The sequence below is a fragment of the Bradyrhizobium sp. USDA 327 genome (genome assembly GCF_041262065.1).
Lineage (GTDB): Bacteria > Pseudomonadota > Alphaproteobacteria > Rhizobiales > Xanthobacteraceae > Bradyrhizobium > Bradyrhizobium liaoningense.
Genome location: NZ_JBGCCW010000001.1, coordinates 5,871,280 through 5,893,538, shown reverse-complemented (window position 1 = coordinate 5,893,538; position 22,259 = coordinate 5,871,280). Strand labels below are relative to the sequence as shown.

The following is a 22,259-nucleotide window of genomic DNA, read 5'->3' as shown; positions in this document are numbered from 1 at the left end:
TGTCGCCTTGAGAGGCGCGCATGATCGAAGAGCAGGACACCCGGATTCTCGCCCATCTCCAGAGGGACGGCCGTGCCACCAACCAGCAGCTGGCCGATGAGGTCGGCATGTCCACCTCGGCCTGCTGGCGCCGGGTGCGGGCACTGGAGGACAGCGGCGTCATTCGCGGCTATGCGGCGCTGGTCGCGCGAGAGCAGGCGGGCTTTACAATGTCGGCCATCCTCCACGTCTCGCTGGAGCGGCACGACGCGAAGTTCGTCGACGAGTTCGTGGCCAGGGTCACGAAGCGCCGCGAGGTGCTGGAGTGCTTTGCGACCACGGGCGACGCCGACTATCATCTGCGCGTCGTCGTGCAGGACATGGCGGCTTACAACCGCTTCCTCGACGAGTTCATGTTCCGCATCCCCGGCATCCGCTACGTCCGCAGCAACGTTGTGCTGAAGGAGATCAAGACGAGCGTGGCGTTGCCGTTCTGACTTGCGGGAAGTGCCGCAGGCGAGGTCAGCCTACCGCTCTTCCCGCACAAACCTGTTCCGCAACGTCCCGACGCCCGTGATCTCGACCTCCACGACGTCGCCGTGCTTGATATCCGGCGAGGCGCCGTCGGTGCCCATCCAGATCACGTCGCCGGGCCACAGCGTGAAATACCTGGTCAGCTCGACCAGGAAGGGCACTACGCCGAAGATCATGTCGGCGGTCGCGAAGCGGTTGGTCTCCTTGCCGTTGACGCGGACGATCGTTTCCATCTTTTCGAGATCGGCCTCGGTCTCGATCCACGGCCCCATCGGCTTGAACGTGTCGGCGTTCTTGGAGCGCCACAGGCTGCGATCGGCCTTCTGCCAGCTGCGCTCGCTGACGTCGTTGCCGATGGTGTAGCCGAACACGCAATCCATCGCGTTCTGTTCGGTGAGATGCTTCACCCTCTTGCCGATGACGACGACGAGTTCGCCCTCATAATGGATCTTGTCCGTCGCGAAGGAGGGGATCACGACCTCCTCGTCATGCGCGATCAGCGCGTTCTGTGCGCGATAACCGATCTCGGGCCTGTCCGGGACGGCCGGCACCTCGCCGCGCTTGTCGGCGGCTTCCTTGAGGTGCTTCAGATAGTTCAAGCCGACGCAATAAAAGGTGCGCGGGATCAGCGGCAATTCGATCTTGACCTCGGACAACGGAAGCATCCGCGAGGTGCGCTGCCATCCGGCGAAGGGATCGCCATCGACCGCGATCACCCGGTCGCCTTCAACGATCCCCCAGGACGTCTTGCCCGAGGCGGTGAATTTCAGCCAGCGCATGTCATGTCCTCGTTATTCCGCAGCCTCGCGCGGCTGCACCTTCCAGGCGCCGGCGGCCGGCCGCTCGAGCCCGAGATTTTCCCGTAGCGTCCTGCCGCGATAGTCCTTCTGGAACAGGCCGCGACGCTGCAATTCTGGTACGATATGCTTGACGAAATCGGCGTAGGAGCCGGGCACGTAGGTTGCGGCGATGACGAAGCCATCGCAACCGCGCTCCACGAACATCTCCTCCAGCTTGTCCGCGATCTCCTTGGGACCGCCGACCATCGCGTCCTGCACTTGCCCGCGGCCGGAGAAGGTGACGAAGTCGCGCGCGCTCGGGTTGCTCTTGCCCGACGCCTTCAGTACGCCGTCGCGGATGCCCAGGATGCCCTGCATGCTCTTCAGTTCCTCCGTCGTCAGCGGCTCGTCGATATCCTTGGAGGCGAAATCGTAGTTGAGTGCTTCGGCGAGCAGCGACAGCGCGTCGATCTGGAGCGGCAGCTTGTCGATCAGCGCCATCTTGTCCTCGGCCTCAGCCTTGGTTGCGGCGCAGACCGGCGTGGTCAGATTGCACAGGAACATCTGGTCAGGGTCGCGGCCTGCCGTCGCCGCTTCGTTGCGCACGGCTGCATAGCTGTCCTTGGCGGCGGCGATATTGCGCGCGGCGGTGAAAATCACCTCGCCCCAGCGTCCTGCGAAGCGCTGGCCACGGCCCGAAGCGCCGGCCTGGATGATTACGGGATGGCCTTGTTGCGAACGTGGAACGGTGAACGGTCCGCGCGACCTGAAGGCCGGTCCCTTGTGGTCGAGCCGCTTCACCTTGGTCGGATCGGCGAAGCGACCGCTTTGCTTGTCCATGATCAGCGCGCCGTCCTCCCAGGTGTCCCAATGGCCGAGCACGACCTCCATGAACTCGTCGGCGCGGTCGTAGCGGGAATCATGCTCGGGGTGGAAGTCGCGCCCCATGTTGAGCGCCTCGCCGTCGTTGAGCGAGGTAACGACGTTCCAGCCGGCGCGCCCGCCGGACATCAAGTCGAGCGTTGCGAAGCGTCGCGCGACGTCGAAAGGCTCGTAGTAGGTGGTCGAGCAGGTCGCGCCAAGGCCGAGCTTCTCTGTGACCATGCCCATCGTGGTCAGCACGATCAGCGGATCCATCTTCACGCAGCGGATGCCGTATTCGACGGTGTGTGCGTGGTCGTTGCCGTAGCGGTCCGGCATCGCCAGGCGGTCGTCGAAGAAGGCCATGTGGAACTTGCCGGCTTCCAGTATCCTGGCGATCTCCTGATAATAGTCCGCCGACATCGAATCGTTGCGCGAGTCCGGATGCCGCCAGGAGCTCGGCAGGTTCGTGCAGTTCTGCGCCTGGAGGAAGCCAACCAATACCATCTGCCGATTCATGCTGCTGTTCTCCTGATGCCGTCAGGCCAGATCGAGCACGGTGTCGAGCCTGTACTCACGCGCCAAAGCGCGTAATTTTTCCCATGTGGCATCCTCGATCTCGATGCCGTCGCGCAGGCGCTGCTGCTCGCGCAAGCCCTCGATCTCACCGGGATAGTAGACACCCTTGCTGCCCTCGGATGCCGGCGTCGATTTGAGGTAATGCGCGAACTCGGCGACCTCGCGCTTGAATTCCTTCAGCGGCCGGAACGCGGCGACATTGAACACCGCCATGAAGCATCCGTCATTGTGTCGCCCCGTGGGCTCGACGCCGAAGCCGAGGCCGGTGAGCAGGCCGCACAACACCTCGACCATGGCAGCAAGGCCGCTACCCTTGTAGCCCTCGGTGCCGCCAAGCGGCAGCAGCGCGCCGCCCTTGCGGTATTGGGTCGGATCGGTGGTGTGCCGTCCCTCGGCATCGATGATCCACCCCGTCGGAATCTCCTCGCCACGGGCGACAGCAAGCTGGACCTTACCGGCCGCAACCGCCGAGGTCGCCATGTCCAGGTAGAACGGCGTATCGAGATCGGACGGCACCGCGATCGAGATGGGGTTGGTGCCGAGCCGCGCCTCCCTCCCCCCGAACGGGGCCACGTGCTTCGGCGAGCGGCCGGAGTCCGCCGTGGCGATCCCGATCATGCCTTCGCGCATCGCCATCAAGGGGTAGGCGGCGAGGCGCCCGACATGGCTCTGCCGGAACACGGTGCAGGCGGCGACGTTCGCGGTCTTCGCCTTCTCGATCGTCAGCGCCATCGCCTTGGCGTTGACGTGGAAACCAAAGCCCCAATGGCCATCGACCACGGTCGTGGTCGGGGATTCCTGGACGATGGTCCACTTGGCGCCGGGAACGATGTGACCGGCCTTGATGCGGTCGATATAGGTGGGAACAGCGATCACACCGTGGGAATCATGGCCGGCGAGATTGGCGTTGACGCAGCCGATAGCGACCGCATCGGCCTCTTCCTCGGATGCTCCGGCGGCGCGGAGCAGGGCGGCGCTGATGCGCGTGAGGCGATCGGCCCTGACGATCGGCATGGCGTTCCCTCGGCTTGGCGCCCGTAACAGGCTGCTCGTTGGGTGCCATCGTCTCAAAGCGCAGCAGCGATATCAATCTCCTGTAAACCAACACAGGGCTGCAAATTCGTAGAGAGAACGCGCCTTTGGTCGAAGATTCGTCCCGCGCGGTAGCGTTTCCGGCAGTTTTGCGTTGCTCGTTCGCTGCTCGTTCACTTTGATCGATGGTTTGCAGTGCGCAATAACGACCACTTAGGCGATCGCCGCTGATAACGTCACCGGGAGAAATAGGCAGAAATGCCCGGGAGCTGAGATCGTGCCGACGACACTCGCGCGCACCTTTGCGGCGTTGAGCGCCATCAATGAAGCGATCCTTTACGCGAGATCGCCGGACGAGCTGTACCAGAAGGTCTGCGACGCCGGATTTTCGAGCGGGGATTTTCTGGCCGTTGCCGTGTTCCTGGTGGAGCCGGACGGCCGGCGGCTGCGCTACGCGGCCGGCTGTGGCGATGACATTCCGCGGCTCCGCTCGATCGTGATCACGACGGAAGCCGGCACACCTGAAGGATCCGGCGTCGGCGGCGAGGCTTTTCGCGATCAGAAGCTGTGCATCAGCAACGACTATTTGAACGATCCGCGCTCGCTGGCGTGGCGCGAGGGCGCCGCCAAGGCTCACATCGGTGCGGCCGCGGCGATGCCGCTGCTCTGCGACGGCAAAAGCGTCGGCGTATTGTACGTGACGCGTAGCGAAGCCAATTCGCTGGACGAGCAGATGGTGTCGCTGTTCGAGCGCATGTCGGCGAACATATCCTACGCGCTGGACAATTTCGCGCGCGAGACCGCGCGGCAGGCAAGTGAACGGGCGACACGGCGGCTCAACCGAATGTTCGGTGCCATCAGCGCTACCAACGAAGCCATCCTGCGCGCCAAGACCGAGCAGGAGTTGTACCAGCTCGTGTGCGATGCATCGGTCCACAGCGGCAAGTCGCTCGCGACCTTCGTCCTGCTTCGCGAACCGGATTCGCACTGGATGATTCCGGTCGCGGCAACCGGACAGAACCTCGAACTGGTCACCCAGGCGCGCTATTCGGTCGATCCGGAGAACCCCTATGGCAAGGGCATTTCCGGCGAAGTGTTCCGGACGCAGAAGGCCATCGTCGAGGACGATCTCGCGAGCCGCACCAGGGGCTCGCCGTGGGAGCAGGCCAACGTCAACACCGGCGTTGCCGCCTGCGTCGTCGCGCCGCTGATCAGATACGGCGAGAGCGTCGGCGTGCTGCTGTTCTTCATCAGCCGCTCCTGGGCCAAGGACGAGGAAATCGTCGCGCTGCTGCTGCGCATGGCGGAGAACGTCTCGTTCGCAATCGAGAATTTCGGCCGCGAGGCCGAGAAAGCCAGAATCGCCGCGGAAGAAGAGTGCCTGGCGCGAATGTATGCGGCGCTCAGCGCCACCAACGAGGCGATCCTGCGTGCGCGGTCGCGGTCCGAGCTGTTCGACCTCGTCTGCGAGGCGACCGCGAAGGGAGCCAAGTTCACCTCGGCCACTATCGCGCTGGTCGATCGTCGGGCCGAGCTGCTGCGCGTCGTCGCCTGCTACGGACCGAATGCGGATCAGGTTCGCAACTTCACGTTCTCCACCTCCGACCGGGTGCCCGAGGGGCGCGGACTGACGGGCACGGCGTTCCGCACGTGCCAGCCCGCCGTCAGCAACGACGTGCTTGCCGATGATCGCATCGCGCCCTGGCAGGCCAGCGCCCGCCGCAACGGCATCGCATCCTCCGCGGCGTTGCCGCTGTTCAACGGCGACCGGGTGGAGGGCGTCTTTCTGCTCAACTCTCCGGAGCGTGGCACCTTCACGCCGGAGCTCGTCGAGTTGCTGCGCAAGCTTCAGGCCAATGTCGCCTTCGCTCTCGAAAGTTTCGACCGCGCCGACGAGAAGGCGCGAGCGGACAAGCAGCGCGATCGTCTGAGCGGCATGTTCGAGGCGCTGAGCGCAACGAACGAAGCCATCATGCGCGCCAAAACGCGCGAGGAGCTGTTCGAGGCGGCCTGCCAGGCGGCTGTGCTCGGCGATCTCTTTGCCTCGGCGACCATCGGCATCATCGATGAAGAGCGCGAGCTCGTTCAAGTCGTTGCGGTCAAGGGGCGCCTGAGGGAGCGCATGGCTGGACGTACCTGTAACATCTCCGCCGGCCATCCCGAGGGCCAGGGCATCATCGGCACCTCACTCCGAACCCGCCGGCCCAGTGTCATGAACGACTATCTGAACGAGCCGCGGTCGGCATACTGGCGCACAAAGGCCATCGAGGATGGAACACGGGCTGCGGCGAGCTTCCCGCTTCTGAGGGCGGGAGAGAAGCCGGTCGGCATTCTGCTCTTCCTCGCGCTGGAAGAGGATACGTTCACCCCCGATCTGGTCGAGCTGCTCGAGCGCCTGGCGGAGAACGTCTCCTTTGCACTCGACAATTTCGATCGCGCTGAGGAGAAGGTCCGCACCGAGGCGCAGAAGGAGCGTCTGACGCGCATGTTCGCGGCTCTGAGCGCGACCAACGAGGCGATCATGCGGGCAAAGTCGCGTGCCGAGCTGTTCGAGCTCGTATGCCTTGCGGCATCGAACGGTGCCAAGTTCACCTCGACCACGATTGCGCTGGCGAGGGCCGGCACGGACCAGCTCGAGATCGTAGCCGCCGCGGGCCCGTCCGCCGACACCACGCGCAACGTCCGTCTCTCCATCGATCCCGAGCGGCCCGAAGGGCGCGGCATGAGCGGCACGGCGTTCCGGACGCGGCAGCCCTGCATCAGCAACGACTACCTCAACGACGATCGTGTCCGTGTCTTCCACGCCATCGTGCGCGGGGACGGCGCGAAGTCGGGCGCCGCGTTTCCGCTCATCGCGCACGATCAGGCCGTCGGTGTCATGATCTACATGTCGACCGAGCCGGCCAGCTTCACGCCCGAATTCGTCGAGCTGTTGCAGCGCCTCGCCGACAACGTCTCCTTCGCAATGGAGAATTTCGATCGCGCCGACGAGAAGAAGCAGGCAGACGAGCGGATCGAGTATCTTGCCTCGCATGACAGCCTGACGGACCTGCCGAACCGCGAGACCTTCAACGAGCTGTTGCACGCGGCGATCGACACCGCGCAGCGTCGCGATCACCGCTTTGCAGTGCTGTTCATCGATCTCGACCGTTTCAAGGTCATCAACGATTCACTGGGTCACGAGGCCGGCGACCTGCTCCTGCTCGAAGTGGCGCACCGGTTGCGCGGCGCGCTGCGGGCCAGCGACGTGGTGGCGCGACTCGGCGGCGACGAGTTCGTGGTGATCCTTGACCAGTGCGGCGAGATTGACGACGTCCAGCGCATCGCGACCGGGCTGCTCGCGGCGCTCGCCGAGCCGATGGAGCTGGCGGGCCACGAGTGCCACACTACGGCCTCCATCGGCATCGCGATGTATCCGGCCAACGGTTCCGACGCGCAGACGCTGACCAAGAACGCCGACATGGCGATGTACCTCGCCAAGGAAGACGGCAAGAACGGTTATCGCTTCTTCTCCAACGAAGTGAAGACGCAGTCGATCGAGCGGCTGTCGCTCGAGAGCGCACTACGCCGCGCGCTGGAGCGCGAGCAGTTCTCGCTGAACTACCAGCCCAAGGTGGACATGGGGACCGGCCAGATTACGGGGGTCGAAGCGCTGCTGCGCTGGACGCATCCCGATCTCGGCAATGTCTCGCCGGCGCAATTCATTCCGCTTGCCGAGGAAACCGGGCTGATCGTGCCGATCGGCCGCTGGGTGCTGAATGAGGCCTGCGCGCAAGCCATGGCCTGGCAACGCCGCGGCCTGTTGCCGCTGTCGATGGCGGTCAACCTGTCGCCGCGCCAGTTTGTCGACGAGCATCTGTTGCAGGACGTCGACGAAGCGCTGGCCGCCAGCGGCATGTCGCCCGTGCTGCTCCAGTTGGAGGTCACCGAGAGCATGATGATGCGCAATGTCGGTCGTGCGCTCAAGGTCCTCGACTCCATCCAGAGCCGCGGCATCCGCCTCGCCATCGACGATTTCGGCACCGGCTATTCGTCGATGTCGCTGATGAAGCACTTTCCGATCGACACCATCAAGATCGACCGCTCCTTCGTGCGCGACCTGCCGCACGATTCGGAGGACCAGGCGATCGCACAGGCGATCATCAGCATGGGCAAGGCACTCGGCATGACCGTCGTCGCCGAAGGCGTCGAGAATGCCGAGCAGGAGGCGTTCCTGCGGACCCATGGCTGCGACGAGATGCAGGGCTTCCTCATCTCCAGGCCGCTGCCGGCGCGGCAGATCGCGGAGTTGCTGCGGCCGATGGTGCTGCCCGTCGCGCCGCCGCTCCAGCCGGAGCGGAATTCCGCCGCCGAGGAGGCCGCGGCGTTACGGTTGAAACGCGCTGTCGTCTGACGGTTGCGGGTGCAGCTCACGGGACTCCTCAGCCTCGCGTTCCGCCTTGCGCGGAAAATCGTCCGGCCATGGCAGCGAGGTCTGATCCTCGAACAGGGCGAGAAGCAGGCACGCCCCGTCGGCAAAGGTCGATCCGTCGCCGAGGCCGAGCGTGCACGACCACGCACTTGGCATCGGCTCGCGCGCGTCGCGCACCGCGATCGCGGGCCCCCACCACCAGGCGGGCGCCGGCGACCGTTCGTCCTCGGGCACGGCGAGCCAGCGGGCGAATTCGTTCACCACGCGCTCGAATTGCAGGCTTGCGGCCTGATGCATTCGCTCCGTGCTCCTTGTCGCGCCTGAAAGCAGGCCGATGCGCGCACGCGGTCGTGGTCTTGAAGCTTTGAAGAACGGCGCGTCGCGCTGCCACGTATGCCGCTCCATCGGCGGCCATACCACAAGTACCCGGAGGCCGGAAAAGCGGCCGGCGCGGGTTTTCCTAGTCTCTTCATTCCCTTTAGCGGCTTAAGGTACCCGCCGGCAAGCTGCAATACGGTCGCCTAGCGCGATCTGAACGGGTGCGCCTTCTGGTGCCAGGCCCAGGCCGTGCGGATGACCGTAGGCAGATCGGAGTGGGGGCGCGGCACGAAGTTCAGCACCTTTCTCGCGGCAGAAGGATCCGCGACCAGATAGGTGGGGTCGCCGGCGCGGCGCGGCTTGACGCTGTGCGGCACCTCGCGCCCGGCCTCCTGCCTGATCGCGTCGAGGATCTCGCGTACGGAGAAGCCGGAACCGGTGCCGAGATTGAAGCTGCCGCCGGCATGCCCTTGTTCCAGAAGCTTCAGTGCCGCGACATGCGCGGCCGCAAGGTCCGTGACGTGGATGTAGTCGCGAATGGCAGTGCCGTCGGGCGTGTCGTAGTCGTCGCCGAACACCGCGAAGTCGACATGGCCCTGCAGCGCCATCATCGCACGTGGAATGAGATGGGTTTCGTTGTCGCGCAGCTCGCCGATCCCGCCGGCCGGATCGGCGCCGCTGGCATTGAAATAGCGCAGGCAGAACGCACCGAAGCCATAGGCGGTGCGGTAGTCGGCGAGCATGCGCTCGATCATCAGCTTCGATGCGCCGTACGGATTGATCGGCGCGCAGGGGAAGTCTTCCGGCAGCGCCTTGGAATCGGCGTTGCCGTAGACGGCGCCGGTCGAGGAGAACACGATGCGATGGCAGCCCGCGTTGCGCATGGCCTGCAACAGCGACAACGTGCCCTGGACGTTGTTGATGTAGTATTTCTGCGGGTCGGTCATGGACTCCCCGACGAGACTCGCCGCCGCGAAGTGCATCACCGCCGTGACCTTGTGGTCGGCGAAGGCGCGCGCCAGCGCCGCGCCATCGAGCAGATCGCCCGTCACCAGTGGGCCGGAGACGAAGCTGCGATGACCTGTCGAGAGATTGTCATAAACGACGGGCTGATAGCCGGCGGCGGTCAATGCGCGGCACGCATGCGAGCCAATGTAGCCCGCACCCCCGGTGACGAGGACGGTCGGTTGGTCGGTCATGTCGTCTTCTGCTCTTCTTCTAGCGGACGGGGCGGTTGCGGCTGAACAGAAGATAGAGCGCGCGGGGGTTGGTGGTCAAATAGCGCCAGAGCAGACGGCGTGGCTCCAGCAAGGTGCGCCAGGCCCATTCGAGTCCGATCTTCTGCATCCATTGCGGCGCGCGGGAACGGCTGCCTGACAGGAAATTGAACAGTCCGCCGGACGTCTTGATGACGCCAACATTGGTGAGATGCGGCGTGAATTCTCTTACGAATGCCTGCTCGTTGGGCACGCCGAGGGCGACCCACAAATAGTCCGGTGCAAGGGCATTGATCTCCTCGACCTTGGCACGCAGCGCCTCGCCTCGCAGATAGCCGTGGCTGCGTCCGACGATTTTGAGCCTGGGATACATCTTCTGGACGTTGTCGACCGCGGCGGCGTTCTCGGCTTCGCTTGCGCCGAACATGTAGAACGTGCGGCCGACGGCCTCAGCCTTGCGCGCAACGATATGAAACAGGTCCGTGGTCGCAACGCGCTCCGGCAGCGGGAACCAGGATTGCAGCTTCGAGGCCGCGACCAGAGGCTGACCGTCGGCGTTGATCAGGTCGGCGGCGCGGAACAGCCGCTCGGTCTGCGGCTCGGTCGAGCAGCGGGCCAGCACCTCGCCATTCGCCGAGGTCAGGAACAGCGGACGGCCGATGCGACTGTCAGGATCGGTCGCCTCGATCATGAAATCGGCGGTGGCTTCCAGGTCGAGCGCGGCCATGCGAAGCCCGCCCACGGTGATTCTCGGCACCTCGGCAGTCGCTGCCCGTCCGTCGAGGTTGACACGGCGCTCAAGCATATTGTCTGCCTCGATGGCGCGTTTGGATTGCAGGGGTGAACTCGTCGAGCACGACGCCGACGAGCTTGCGCTCGGCGGGGCCGAGCGCGGCCAGGATCTCTTCCAGGCTGTCGTTGACGTCGAGGCTGGTCGGCAGCACGGCCACCAGCGAGTCGGTGTCGTCAAGCAGCTTGCGGCCGCCGGCCGAGAGCGGCATCGCCGGGCCGTCGAGGATCACGAGATCATAGCCGCCGGCGGAACGGGCCTGCGCAATCGCCTTGCGGATCGCGGCGGCAGCCTTGTCGGCATCGCCCTCCGCGGCGGGCAGCACCGAGATGCCGTTGACCGTCTTGATCTCGCGTGCGTCCTTGCTGCCGATCGAGAGCCATCCGAGCCTGCTCGGTTCGCTCTTGCTGGGACGGCTGACCTTGTTCGAGAGCGAGCGTGCCTGATGGTCGGCATCGATCATCAGCACGCGGGCGCCGTCGCGGGCGGCGGCCAGCGCGAAATTCAGCGTGGTCACGCTACGTCCGGTGGTCTCGCCGGCACCGACAAGCGCGATGACCGGCATCGCCTTGCCGCCGGCGCGCCGGACGACCGCCGCGCGCATGTCACGCCAGGCGTTGAGCAGTGTCGTCAGGGGAAAGCCGGGGCGGAGCGTTGGCCAACCCAGCCGCGTGAGGTCGACGCCGCCGCCCGTTGCGAGTATGGCGCCGAGCGTGTGGATGACGTCGGCTTCCTGGAAGCGTGCGATCAGCGGCTTCTCGATCACGGGCTTTTCGACCATCGAGGGCTGGAGCGGGGGCGCGACAAGTTCCGGCGGAATCTGTTCGACTTCCGGAACTCGCGAGGCCGGCTGAGGCGGCGAAGCCTCCGGCGGAGGCGCGCGCTGCGGAGCCCGCACTGCATCCGGCGCCGGCGCGCGCTGTGGACGGGCAGGCGCCGGCGCTGGTGCGATCGCGCCGGTGAATAGCAACTCGACCGCGACGAACCAGCTCGAGGCCGCGATCGCCCCGAAGATGAAGCCGATCATGGCGAACAAGCTCATCGCGGGCGGGAACGAGCGCCGCTGCGGCACCGTCGCCTCGCCGATGACGCGGGCCGCCGACGTGTTCAGGCTCTCCTGTTCCTCGGTCTCGCGGGAGCGCTTGAGAAAGGACTGATAGACGTCACGGCTGGCATCGGCTTCGCGCTCGAGCTCGCGCAGGCGCACGGCGGCCTGGCTGAGCTGGACACTCTGCCGCTTCTGGGCCTCCAGCGCCCGGTTGAGCGAGGCTTCGAAATCGCGGGCGCGCGTCAAATCGTTCTTGGCGGACTGGGCGAAGCGGTCGATCTCTTCGTTGATGGTACGCTTGAGGTCCTCGACCTGCTTCTCGGTCTGGCGCAGCGCCGGATGGCGCGGCCCGAGCTCGCCGGCCTGCTCCGCATACTTCTTGCGGGCATCGGCATATTGCGCGCGCAGATTCGCGATCGTCGGCGATTGCAGCGCCTCGGGGATCGCACCTGCATCCGTGGCCGCGCGCCGGCTCGCCTCGATCTGATCGAGCCGTGCCTGCGCATCCATCGTCGCCGCACGGGCCGCGGAAAGCCGCTGGTTGCTGGTGGAGAGTTGCTGGTCGCTGATCAGCGCATCCTGGGTGCCGACGAAATTGTTCTGGGCCTTGTAGGTGGCAAGCGCAGTCTCGGCGTTGCGCAGCCGCTCGCGCAGCTCCTTCAGGCGGCTGGAGAGATCGTTGGTGGCGCGCCGTGCCGCCGATGCCTGCGAGTTGCGGGATTCGGCGAGGTAGGCATTGGTCAGCGTGTTGGCCAGCATCGCCGCTTTCGCGGGATCCGTCGACCAGACCTCGATGTCGACGATGAAGCTCTTCTCGGTCTTTCGGACGGTGATGTGCTTGTTCAATGCGTCGAGCGCAGCAAGCTGCACTTCATTCTTCTCCGCGGCGGACGGCGCGCGGGGGTGCAGGCCGATCAGGCCGAGCAGCGACGACATCAGGCTCCTGCCGTCGCCGCCTCCGAATTCCGGATCCTTGTCGAGACCTGCCCGCTGGATCACCTGGAGCAGTACGCTGTTGGAGGTGATCAGGCGCGCCTGGCTCTCCACCACCATGGACATGCCGGAGATGTCCTGGGCGCGGGGCGTGAGTTCGCGATCGACGAGTTGGAGCTCGCGCGGGTCGACATAGAGCTGAGCTGTGGCGGTGTAGCGGGGCGTCACGCTCTTGCCGGCAACGACCGCGAGCGTCGCGCCGAGCAGGGCGGCCGCGGCGATCGCGACCTTTCGCCGCCAGAGCAAATTGACGAGCTCGAGCACGTTGAAGCCGGCCTGAGGCTTCCGTTGCGGGGCCGCCGGTCCGGTCCGATCGATCGGCTGGTTATAGTCAAGCATGATCCCCAGCTTTCATTCCAACTGCCGCGGGCTGAGGGGTTACTCTTCGCTTTACGCCACGCACCCGGCATATGGGTGCCCAATCAACGCAACAGGGAAAATTAACCATACTCGCTGAGGGACTATTCACGGAAATGGCAAACAAAGCGTTTAAGCGCATGCCACCCCTACGCGCGTCCTTGTGACGCTCGCGATACCGGGATCTTCCAGGGATTAACGATTCGTTACCGCGCGCAGCGTGGCCGCGAGCCGCCGCTCGTCCAGCGATGGGCCGGGCACGCGTCATGGCCGTCAGCGCTTCCGCAGGATGACATGATAGTCGCCGCGACGGACGTCGGTGCCGCGCGGCAGCACGGCGTTCAGCACCGCGGCGCCGGCGTCGACCAGGGCCGCGAACAACGGCTTGCGCCGGCGCATCTCGGGGTAGCGCGGGCTCTCCACCTCACGTCGATAGATCATCTCAAGGCCGTTGGCGGTCGCGAAAGCTTCGAGCCGGGGCAGTGTCACCAGCGGATGGAAGAACGTCGGGAACGGTGGCTCGCCGGGTAGGCCGGCATCCTTGATGCCGCGGATGTGCCGGTAGAACCAGACGTGAAACCAGTGCGGCGAATATTTGGTGACGACACCGGAGAGCGAGCGCGGATTGGGCGCGCCGATCAGGATCATCCCGCCGCGCTTGAGCGCGTCACGGAAATTCAGGAGCGCCGCGTCGACGTTCGGCAGATGCTCGATCACGTTGTAGCAGATCACGAGGTCGAAGGTCTCGCGCCCGAAGCGGTAGGTCTGGACGTCGCCGAGGATCGCCTCGTCGGCGTAGGTGTTGTTGCGGACCTGGTCCTCGTCGATGTCGACGACCGTGACCTTGCTGCGGCCCAGCAATTCCGGCGGCAGTACGCTGCACGAGCCGCCGCCGGCTTCATAGATGGCGAGCCGGTCTTGCGGCAGCTCGCGGCACAGCACGTCGTGGACGGCGAGCAGGCTGTCGCGGGCCTCGCCGGGTACTAGATCATGCAGCGCCTGGGTGGGTGGTAAGGCCCCGGAGACATTGATTGCCGTGGCTGTCGCGAAGTCGATGGTGGCTGGCTTGTTCATGATTTTCTGACCGCGCTTGTTCTATTCAAATTTACAGGAAAAGACTCGCTCGCCCGAAGAGCAAATCCGATGCCGCGCCGTCTCACCGATCGCAGTGCTTACGGTCGGGTTAATGCGTATAGGCGTTAACTACGGCATTGTTCATGCTGAGACGTTGTCGGCGCACTGGACCGCGAATTGCACTAACACGCGTGCGAGGTTTTGCGGCAGAAACACGCGAAGGCGGTTAAGTGCATGGTGTCGTGCCGGGATTGCTGGAAATCACCGGAATGGCGTGGCGGATGTGCCGCGCGCCGATCGTTCATTTTGGCACGCATCTGTCCCGCAGCGACGTGCCATCGCGGCACGAGGCCGATCCGCGCGATCGAAGCAGGGCTTTTTCAATACATCTCGGCCATCTAGAACGTCATGACATTGATCCCGACAGACCTGTCCGCCACGCGCATCTCGGACGTCGTGTGCGATCCCAACCGGGAGATCGTGGCGAGCTCCCGCGTCATCGATCTGTCGGTAGGCATTGTCGTCTGCATTCCCTGTTTCCGGCGCCCGCAGCATCTGCGGCTGACCCTGGACTCGCTGGCGAGCCAGCGTACACCCCGCTCCTTTGCCGTCGTCATGGTCGAGAACGACGCTGCGCGGCGCGAGAGCGCGCCGGTCGCCGCTGAGTATCTCGCCGATGGCCGGCTCCAGGGCGTCTGCCTCGTCGAGAAGCGGCAGGGGAACTGCCAGGCGATCAACGCCGCATTCGAGACGGCGCAGGGGCTGTTTCCCGCCGCGACCCGTTTCCTGATGATCGACGATGACGAGATCGCTTCACCCGACTGGCTCGAACTGATGGTCCGCACTGCGGAGGCGACCGGTGCCGACGTGGTCGGCGGGCCGGTGCTGCCGGTCTTCGACGACGACAGCAAGCCCTGGCTTTCGCGTCATCCCGCCTTCTGTCCCGCCTATGACTACAGCGGTGCAGTGCCGCTGATCTATGGGTGCGGCAATTGTCTGATCACGCGTGCCGCCTTCGAACGGTTCGATCGTCCCGCGTTCGACCTGCGCTTCAATTTTCTCGGCGGCGGCGATTGTGATTTCTTCGTGCGGTGCCGTGACGCCGGCATGCTGTTCCACTGGATGGCGGACGCCGTCATCACCGAGACCGTGCCGCACAACCGCACCAGCCTGGGCTGGATCGCAAAGCGCGGCCTGCGCATCGGTGCGATCAACTATCGTGTGCAGTACAAGGCCGCGCAGACCACGGCGGCGCGTGCGCGGGTGTTCGCGCAGATGCTTGGGCGGGTGCCGCTGTCGCTGGTCCGCGCCACAGCCTTGCTGAGGTCGTCGAAGGCAGTCGTCGCGATGCATCCCGTGATGGTTGCGCTTGGCGCCGCCCTGGCAGCCTTCGGGCTCGAGCCAAGGCCCTATGAGGCCTCGAAGATCGTGTCCTGATGGCGCGGCGGCGGACTAGATGCCGAAACGGGCGAGGGCGACCCTGATCGCGGCGCGTGGCAGCGATCTGAGCGACAGCCGGCCGATCATCGCGAGATAGGCGAAGGCTTCGCGATATCTGCCGAAGCGAACCGCTTGCATCGCCGAATAGGTGACGAGATGAATCTCGGCGGCCTGGCGCAATCCGCTCGCCGTGCCCTCGGGGAGTCTCGCCAGGATCAGCCCGTCATCGAAAACCCGCGCGACCGCAGGCAGGAAATCCTGCGGGGTTCGCACCGCCGCGTTCATCGTGTTTGACGTATGCAGGCGATAGTCGAGCAGAAGTTTCGGCGCGAATGCGAACTCGCCGATCGCTGCAAGGCGGCACCAGCAATGCCAGTCCTCGCAATATCTGAGCGAGACGTCGAAACCGCCGACGGCGCGAAAAGCGTCCGCACGTGTGAGCACGATGCCACCGTTGACGATGAAGTTCCCGGCCGTGAGCTTCGCCAGCACGTCGCCGGAGGGCTTGCGGCGTCCCTTCAACAGCTCGCGCCGGCCGATCTGCCGTCCTTCGCCATCGATCGTATTGTAGTCGCCGTAGACGAGAATCGCGCGCGGAGCATCGCGCGCCGCCGACAGCAGCGCCGCGACCGCACCGGGCCGCAAGCGGTCGTCGGCATCCAGGAAGAGAAGCCAATCGCCGCTCGCATGCCGGGCGCCGAGATTGCGTGCCGCCGACACGCCGGCAGCGTCGTTGTGCAACAGGCGCAGCCGCGGATCGCGCACGGCGCGGACGATTGCCGCGGTATCGTCGGTCGAGCCGTCGTCCACGACGATCACCTCGCCGACATCGCCTTGCCTCAGTGCGCTCGCGAGGGTTTCGCCGAGATAGGCCGCTGCGTTCTTGGCGGGAATGACGACGGACACCGCGACCGAATTCACCGGCAGCGGGCTGCGCAGGCCTGTCGGCACGCGCGGCGCAACCGGAAGTTCGAGAACGTCGTCGGCGGTGATCAAGCGGCGGCTCGTCTTTTAATGGACTGTTAACCAGGGCGCATCTGCCGCGCTTGCCAACGCCAGCATAGGCAACCTCGGCCGTTGCGGATGATATCCCCATTACGGTCGGAGCGTTGCCGCGAAGGTCTGCGCGGCGCCGGTTTCGTGTATTAGCGTTAAGCCGTTGCCATCGAGCCGGTACCAAATCTGGAAGAGTGCGGCCGCAGTTCGGCTGCACCCGTGTCCGCCATCGTCGCGATGCTGGTTGACGAATGGTTAACGGGGATGAGCTAGAACTTGGAGCTTCCCCGGCCCCACCACCTGCCCATGGATTGCAGCTTGGATCGCAGCGCCGCTGACATCGCCGACGTCGAGACCCGGTCGTTCGGCCACGTCCTGCGCGATGGGCTCGCGAGGCTGAATGCTGCGCACGCGGCGCGCTGCCTCGTCGCCGTCGCGGCGCTGCTACTGGTGCTGGTCACGCTCGATCCCTTCCCGGACCTGCGCAATCCCGACCTCGTCACCGTCGTCGGCGGACGCATGACACTGACTTACATCTCCTTCGGCCTCCTGGCCGCGGTCGCGGTTCTGCTCGCCGCCGCCACCGACGCTCCGTCGCTGAGGACCCTGGTGACGCCGTTGCACCTCTGCCTCGTCGGCTGGCTGCTGATCAACATCGCTTTCTCCGAGAACCGCGGCGTTTCGCTCCAGCGGTTCGTGCTCGCGGCCAGCGTGACGTCGCTCGCCGTCTTGCTGCCCTTGCTGCCGCCGACGCAGCGCAGCTTCAACCTTTGCCTGGGTATCGCCGCGCTCGTGCTGCTCGCGCTCTGCTATCTCGGCGTCTTCCTCGCTCCGCAATACTCGATCCACACGGCCCTCGACATCACCGAACCGCAACTTGCCGGCGACTGGCGCGGCAGCTTTGCCCACAAGAACATCGCTTCGCCCGTGATGACGATCCTGGTCTATGTCGGCATCTACCTGTCCGCCGTGGGCTCGTTCGTGATGGGGCCGGCGGTCGCAGCGCTGGCCGGCATCTTCCTGATCTTCACCGGCGGCAAGACGTCCTCGGTGCTGTGCCTTGCGATCTACGCTCTCGCCTCCCTGGTCTATGTCACGCCGGGCCTGTGGCTGAAGCGGATCATCTGCTTCGTGCCGCTGATCCTGATGAACCTGTTGACGGTCGGCAGCGTTCTCAGCCCGGCGCTCGGGGCGATGACGCGGCTGCTTCCGCTCGATCCCACCTTCACCGGGCGCTCCGCGATCTGGGAGTTCGCGCTCGCGGCCGTCGCGGAGAAGCCGATCATCGGCCACGGCTATGCGGCGTTCTGGGACGACGTGACGGCACGGCAGACCGCGCAAGGTGCCGAATGGGCAACCACTGCGGCGCACAGCCACAACAGCTATCTCGATCTCGCGGTCACAATCGGTCTGCCGGGCCTGCTGCTGGTCGTTCTCGTCTTTGTGCTCGCACCGCTCGGCAATTTCCAGGCGGCCCAGGTTCACAGCCGCAGCGGCGCACTGGCCAAGCTGTTCCTCACCGTGTGGTTGTTCGGCCTGTACTACGGGGCCACCGAGACCTTCCTGCTCGACCGGCAGAATCCGATCTGGTTCATGTTCGCGCTTGCCGTGGCCGGCCTGCACTTCCTGGCAAGGTTCCAATGCGTAGAGCAGATAGAACCGAAACGCTGACAGCTTGTCGCAGCCAAGCCGCCGGTGACACCGGCTTAACGATAAGCGGCGAGGTTGCTTGTGGTCTGCAGCAAAACATAATCTATCGGGAAACATTCAGTAGTCGTATGTCCAGCGGAATGACGTTTCTCAGCGTCGAGCAACTAGACGGCCAGGTGTCCAGCACGTCGGGAATCGCAATCGATTTCGCGCGCGACTGGCGGCACGTGGCCTCGCGCCTGAGCACCGGGCACCGCACCGCGTTCCAGCATGTCTACTGGCTCGACGCCTGGTACGAGGCGTTTCGCGACGTCTCCCCGCTGATCGCCGTGATCTTCGATGTCGCCACCGGCAAGGACATCGCGATCGTGCCGATGATCAGCCATATCAGGCGTGGCATCCGTATCGTCGAGTTCGCAGACCTCGGGGTCTCCGACAACAATGCGCCGATCCTGGCGCTCGATGCTGCGTTGGATGCAGAGGCGACGGATGCGATCAACGAGGCGCTGATCGACGCTTTGCGCGCGTTGCCCGACCGCTTCGATCTGCTCCGCCTGAGGAAGATGCCGGCGCAGGTCGGAGGCAAGCCCAATCCGCTAGTGTCGCTCGGGCGGATCGGATCCTCCTCGCTCAATGGCAATCTCGTGCTGATGGGCGATGACTATCGCGACTACCAGGCCGCGATCAAGCGCCTGCAGATGCCGCGCTGCTGGCGAGTCTTCAGCCGCCATGCCGGCGCGCGATTCGAGATCGCCGCGGATGTCGCGCGTGCGCATGAACTGCTGGACGTGATGGATGTGCAGCAGCAGGCGCGCATGCAAAAGCTCGGCTCGCCCTTCGTCCTCAACGACGAGACCCATGCGCGGTTCTATCGCGAGGTCGTTCGCCAGGGCGTCGCGGAAGGTTATGCCATTGTCTCGGCGCTTGTGTGCGACGAGGGCGTCGTCGCCACCGCGCTCGGCGTCAAGCATGGCGCGACCTATATCCTGCTGCGCATCAGTCATGCCAGCGATGCATGGTCGAGCTGTTCGCCGGGTCTGCTCGTCACCGAGCGCACCATGGCCGCGCTGCATGCGCAAGGCATCCGCCGTTTCGACCTCAGCATCGGCAACCAGGACTACAAGCGGCGCTTCGGCGCCGAAAAAGTGCTGCTGACCGATGTCAGCGTGGCGCTGTCCTGGCGCGGTTTGCCCTACGCGTGGCGCGACCACGCCGCGCAGGGCCTGCGCCGCTATCCGAGGCTCGCCGCCATCGCGGCGCGGGCGATGGGCAAGGGAATTCGATAAAGAGTGCTGCAGGGTGCAGCGTTCGCGTCGTTCGAACAGCCTTACGATCCTGCGCAACTGGCGCAGCGAAGCCGGCCGCGCGAGGCGCGGAACAGGCTGCGACAATACCAGCGACGCGCGAGTGCTTGTGCGGGCTTGCGGATCATCTGCGCGATCAACAAGAGTTCGAAGGCCATTCGTATCGTTCTTTGTGGAGTATTCCGGTCATAGATGGGGCGGCATCCTCGAATGAGAATGCCGCCCGAGTCGCATCAGCCATGCAGTCGGTCGTAAGCTGAACTGCGAGGCTCAGCCGTGCAGCTTCTTGGCGGTCTCCGCGATCTGGCGGCCCTGATAGCGTGCGCCGGCGAGCTCGTTGGCGCTGGGCTGACGGCTGCCATCGCCGCCCGTGATGGTGGTGGCGCCGTAGGGTGCCCCGCCCGTGACCTCGTCGAGCTTCATCTGGCCGGCGAAGCCGTAGTTCATGCCAACCACCACCATGCCGAAATGCAGCAGGTTGGTGATGATCGAGAACAACGTGGTCTCCTGGCCGCCGTGCTGGGTCGCGGTGGAGGTGAAGGCGCCGCCGACCTTGCCGTGCAGCGCGCCCTTGGCCCAGAGCCCGCCGGCCTGGTCGAGGAAGTTCGCCATCTGTGAGGCCATCCGGCCGAAGCGGGTGCCGGTGCCGACGATGATCGCGTCGTAGTTCGCGAGATCCTCGATTCTAGCGACCGGCGCGGCCTGGTCGAGCTTGTAGTGCGAGGCCTTCGCGACCTCGGCCGGCACCAGCTCCGGCACGCGCTTGATGTCGACGGTGGCGCCGGCTTCGCGCGCGCCTTCGGCGACGGCATTCGCCATGGCTTCGATATGGCCATAGGCGGAGTAATAGAGGACGAGAACTTTGGTCATGGTAGTCTCCGTTGGGTGGGGTTGACGGCTGGCTGTTGGGGACGTCATGCCCGGGCTCGTCCGGGCATCCACGTTCTTGTTCGACGCGGATCGGCGTGGATGGCCGGGACAAGCCCGGCCATGAGAGATGGTTACGCCGCGTCGACGAGCACGAGCTCGGAGTCTTCGAGCGCCGTGATCTTCAGCTTGGCCTCGTCGCGGATCGCGGCGCCGTCGCGGGCATTGACGCGGACGCCGTTCACCTCGACGGAACCCGCCGCGGGCACAAGGTAGAGGTGCCGCGACTGCTGTGGCTCGTACTCGGCGCTCTCGCCGGCCTTCAGCGTGGTGGCGAGCACCCGCGCATCGGCGCGGATCGGCAGTGCTTCCGCATCGTCCTCGAAGCCGCTCGCAATGGTGACGAGCTTGCCGGAGCGGTCCGCCTTCGGGAACGGTTTGGAGCCCCAGGTCGGCTGGCCGCCTCGCGTGGTCGGCTCGATCCAGATCTGGAAGATCCGCGTCCTGGTCGGCTCGAGATTGTATTCGGAGTGACGGATGCCGCTGCCGGCGCTCATCACCTGCACGTCGCCCGCCTCGGTCCGGCCCTCGTTGCCGAGGCTGTCCTGATGAGTGATTGCGCCCTCGCGCACATAGGTGATGATTTCCATGTTGGCGTGGGGGTGGGCGGGAAAGCCGGTGTTCGGTGCGATCTCGTCGTCATTCCACACCCGCAAGGCGCCATGGCCCATGTTGTTCGGGTCATAGTGGCTGGCGAAGGAGAAATGATGCTTGGCCTTGAGCCAGCCGTGATCGGCGCCGCCGAGCTTTGCGAAAGGTCTGAGTTCGATCATCTGTGCAATTCCCTGACGTGAATGGGCCGCGGTTCCGATCAGCGCCGAAACCCGCCATCGACATCGAGTCCTGAATTTCCGATGACCCTTGGATAAGCCCGTCTATGTGGTATAGAAATAGAAACTGTCGAAACTCATTGTTTCCCTTTCCGTCCTCGTGAGGCCGCTCGCATGGCAAAACTCCCCGATTTCGAAGCGCTCGCGATTTTCGCGAAAGTCGTGGAATTGCGGTCGTTTGCGGGGGCTGCGGGCGAGCTGGCGATGTCCAAGGCGACGGTTTCGAAGGCGGTGATCCGGCTGGAGGAGCGGCTCGGCGCGCGCCTGTTCAACCGCACCTCGCGCCGGCTCGCGCTGACCGATGCCGGGCACAAGCTCGCCGATCGCGCGACGCGGCTGCTGGCCGACGGCGAGGCGGCGGAGAATGAGGCGCTGGCGCAATCGGTGGCGCCGCGCGGGCTGGTGCGGCTCGCCGTCCCCATGACGTTCGGCATCAAGGCCGTGGCGCCGCTGCTGCCGGAGTTCTTCGAAGCCTATCCGGAAGTCTCGGTTGATCTGCATCTGAGCGATGCGACCGTCGATCTGATCGGCGAGGGTTTCGACATGGCGGTGCGGATCGCGCGGCTGCCGGACTCTTCGCTGATCGCGCGGCGGCTCTTCACCATGCCACGCTACACGGTCGCCGCGCCGTCGTATCTGAAGCGCCACGGCAGGCCGACGCATCCGATGCATCTCGCCCAGCACAAGTGCTTCAGCTACGCCTATCTCTCGACGCCGAACGTCTGGCACTACACCAATTCGGCCGGCGAGCAGGCCAGCGTGCGCCCGGGAGGCCAGCTTCGCGTCAACAACGGGGAAGCCGTGATGCCGGCACTGATCGCCGGCCTCGGCATCGCCGAGCTGCCTGAATTCATCGTCGGCGAAGCCATTTCCTCCGGCGAGGTCGAAGTCATCCTGAAGGACTGGACGCAGGCCGAAGGCGCCGTGCACCTGGTGACGCCGCCCGGCGGCCCGCGTCCCGCCCGGGTCGAGGCGCTCGGCGATTTCCTGGCGGCGGAGCTGCCCAGCATCTGTAAGCGGCGGACGCGCGGAAAGGCGAAGGCGTCGTAGAACGAGCACCTTCAACGACCTCGATTGCTTCGTCGTAAGTCGTAGGGTGGGCAAAGGCGCTCTTGCGCCGTGCCCACCATCTTCATCGAG

Annotated in this window: 17 protein-coding genes; 6 read left to right on the top strand and 11 right to left on the bottom strand. The window is 65.2% G+C overall.

Going from position 1 to position 22,259, the window contains the following annotated elements; genetic code table 11:
• The first annotated feature begins 20 nt into the window (after positions 1 to 20).
• Positions 21 to 476, top strand: coding sequence for an Lrp/AsnC family transcriptional regulator (locus ABIA42_RS27865; RefSeq protein WP_271531840.1), 456 nt, complete (start codon positions 21 to 23; stop codon positions 474 to 476).
• Positions 477 to 506: 30 nt separating this feature from the next.
• Here the strand turns inward: ABIA42_RS27865 and ABIA42_RS27860 are convergent, their stop codons facing one another.
• Genes ABIA42_RS27860 through ABIA42_RS27850 form a run of 3 tightly spaced genes read right to left on the bottom strand, consistent with a single transcriptional unit; the run spans position 507 to position 3,746 of the window.
• Positions 507 to 1,292, bottom strand: a complete 786-nt coding sequence (locus tag ABIA42_RS27860; protein WP_370119114.1) for a fumarylacetoacetate hydrolase family protein — start codon at positions 1,290 to 1,292, stop codon at positions 507 to 509.
• A 12-nt stretch (positions 1,293 to 1,304) separates the two neighbouring features.
• A complete protein-coding gene (locus ABIA42_RS27855) occupies positions 1,305 to 2,672 on the bottom strand; it encodes an LLM class flavin-dependent oxidoreductase (protein WP_370119116.1) in 1,368 nt (455 codons plus the stop codon).
• Positions 2,673 to 2,693: 21 nt separating this feature from the next.
• The gene (locus ABIA42_RS27850; RefSeq protein WP_370119119.1) at positions 2,694 to 3,746 is read right to left on the bottom strand and encodes an Ldh family oxidoreductase; all 1,053 of its coding nucleotides are present in this window, start codon (positions 3,744 to 3,746) and stop codon (positions 2,694 to 2,696) included.
• 295 nt (positions 3,747 to 4,041) lie between these two features.
• Here ABIA42_RS27850 and ABIA42_RS27845 point away from each other — a divergent pair, with 295 nt between their 5' ends.
• A complete protein-coding gene (locus ABIA42_RS27845; RefSeq protein WP_370119122.1) occupies positions 4,042 to 8,157 on the top strand; it encodes a GAF domain-containing protein in 4,116 nt (1,371 codons plus the stop codon).
• Here ABIA42_RS27845 and ABIA42_RS27840 read toward each other — a convergent pair.
• The 5 genes from ABIA42_RS27840 to ABIA42_RS27820 form a co-directional block, all read right to left on the bottom strand.
• Positions 8,131 to 8,472: a hypothetical protein gene (locus ABIA42_RS27840; RefSeq protein WP_370119123.1), complete on the bottom strand. Its 342-nt coding sequence runs from the start codon at positions 8,470 to 8,472 to the stop codon at positions 8,131 to 8,133. The genes ABIA42_RS27845 and ABIA42_RS27840 overlap by 27 nt on opposite strands.
• Positions 8,473 to 8,696: 224 nt before the next feature.
• Positions 8,697 to 9,692, bottom strand: a complete 996-nt coding sequence (gene galE, locus ABIA42_RS27835) for a UDP-glucose 4-epimerase GalE (protein WP_370157175.1) — start codon at positions 9,690 to 9,692, stop codon at positions 8,697 to 8,699.
• A gap of 19 nt (positions 9,693 to 9,711) precedes the next feature.
• Positions 9,712 to 10,515: a WecB/TagA/CpsF family glycosyltransferase gene (locus tag ABIA42_RS27830; protein ID WP_370119126.1), complete on the bottom strand. Its 804-nt coding sequence runs from the start codon at positions 10,513 to 10,515 to the stop codon at positions 9,712 to 9,714.
• Positions 10,508 to 12,880, bottom strand: coding sequence for a Wzz/FepE/Etk N-terminal domain-containing protein (locus ABIA42_RS27825; protein ID WP_370143677.1), 2,373 nt, complete (start codon positions 12,878 to 12,880; stop codon positions 10,508 to 10,510). The genes ABIA42_RS27830 and ABIA42_RS27825 overlap by 8 nt, the downstream gene beginning before the upstream one ends.
• Positions 12,881 to 13,171: 291 nt before the next feature.
• On the bottom strand, positions 13,172 to 13,972 hold the full coding sequence (locus ABIA42_RS27820; protein ID WP_271531857.1) for a methyltransferase: 801 nt from the start codon (positions 13,970 to 13,972) through the stop codon (positions 13,172 to 13,174).
• Between the two features lie 408 nt (positions 13,973 to 14,380).
• Between ABIA42_RS27820 and ABIA42_RS27815 the strand changes: the two genes are divergently transcribed.
• The gene (locus tag ABIA42_RS27815; protein ID WP_271531859.1) at positions 14,381 to 15,409 is read left to right on the top strand and encodes a glycosyltransferase family 2 protein; all 1,029 of its coding nucleotides are present in this window, start codon (positions 14,381 to 14,383) and stop codon (positions 15,407 to 15,409) included.
• Between the two features lie 15 nt (positions 15,410 to 15,424).
• On the opposite strand, the gene ABIA42_RS27810 is transcribed toward ABIA42_RS27815, so the two are convergent.
• Positions 15,425 to 16,408, bottom strand: coding sequence for a glycosyltransferase (locus ABIA42_RS27810; protein WP_370119130.1), 984 nt, complete (start codon positions 16,406 to 16,408; stop codon positions 15,425 to 15,427).
• A 318-nt stretch (positions 16,409 to 16,726) separates the two neighbouring features.
• On the opposite strand from ABIA42_RS27810, the gene ABIA42_RS27805 reads away from it, so the two are divergent.
• On the top strand, positions 16,727 to 18,079 hold the full coding sequence (locus ABIA42_RS27805) for an O-antigen ligase family protein (protein ID WP_370119133.1): 1,353 nt from the start codon (positions 16,727 to 16,729) through the stop codon (positions 18,077 to 18,079).
• Between the two features lie 119 nt (positions 18,080 to 18,198).
• Positions 18,199 to 19,344, top strand: coding sequence for a GNAT family N-acetyltransferase (locus tag ABIA42_RS27800; protein WP_370119136.1), 1,146 nt, complete (start codon positions 18,199 to 18,201; stop codon positions 19,342 to 19,344).
• 288 nt (positions 19,345 to 19,632) lie between these two features.
• On the opposite strand, the gene wrbA is transcribed toward ABIA42_RS27800, so the two are convergent.
• Positions 19,633 to 20,232, bottom strand: coding sequence for an NAD(P)H:quinone oxidoreductase (wrbA, locus tag ABIA42_RS27795; protein ID WP_271531869.1), 600 nt, complete (start codon positions 20,230 to 20,232; stop codon positions 19,633 to 19,635).
• 131 nt (positions 20,233 to 20,363) lie between these two features.
• Entirely contained in the window at positions 20,364 to 21,062 is a 699-nt protein-coding gene (locus ABIA42_RS27790) for a pirin family protein (protein ID WP_370119139.1), read from the bottom strand.
• Positions 21,063 to 21,233: 171 nt separating this feature from the next.
• On the opposite strand from ABIA42_RS27790, the gene ABIA42_RS27785 reads away from it, so the two are divergent.
• Entirely contained in the window at positions 21,234 to 22,169 is a 936-nt protein-coding gene (locus ABIA42_RS27785) for a LysR family transcriptional regulator (protein WP_370119142.1), read from the top strand.
• The last annotated feature ends 90 nt before the right edge of the window (positions 22,170 to 22,259 follow it).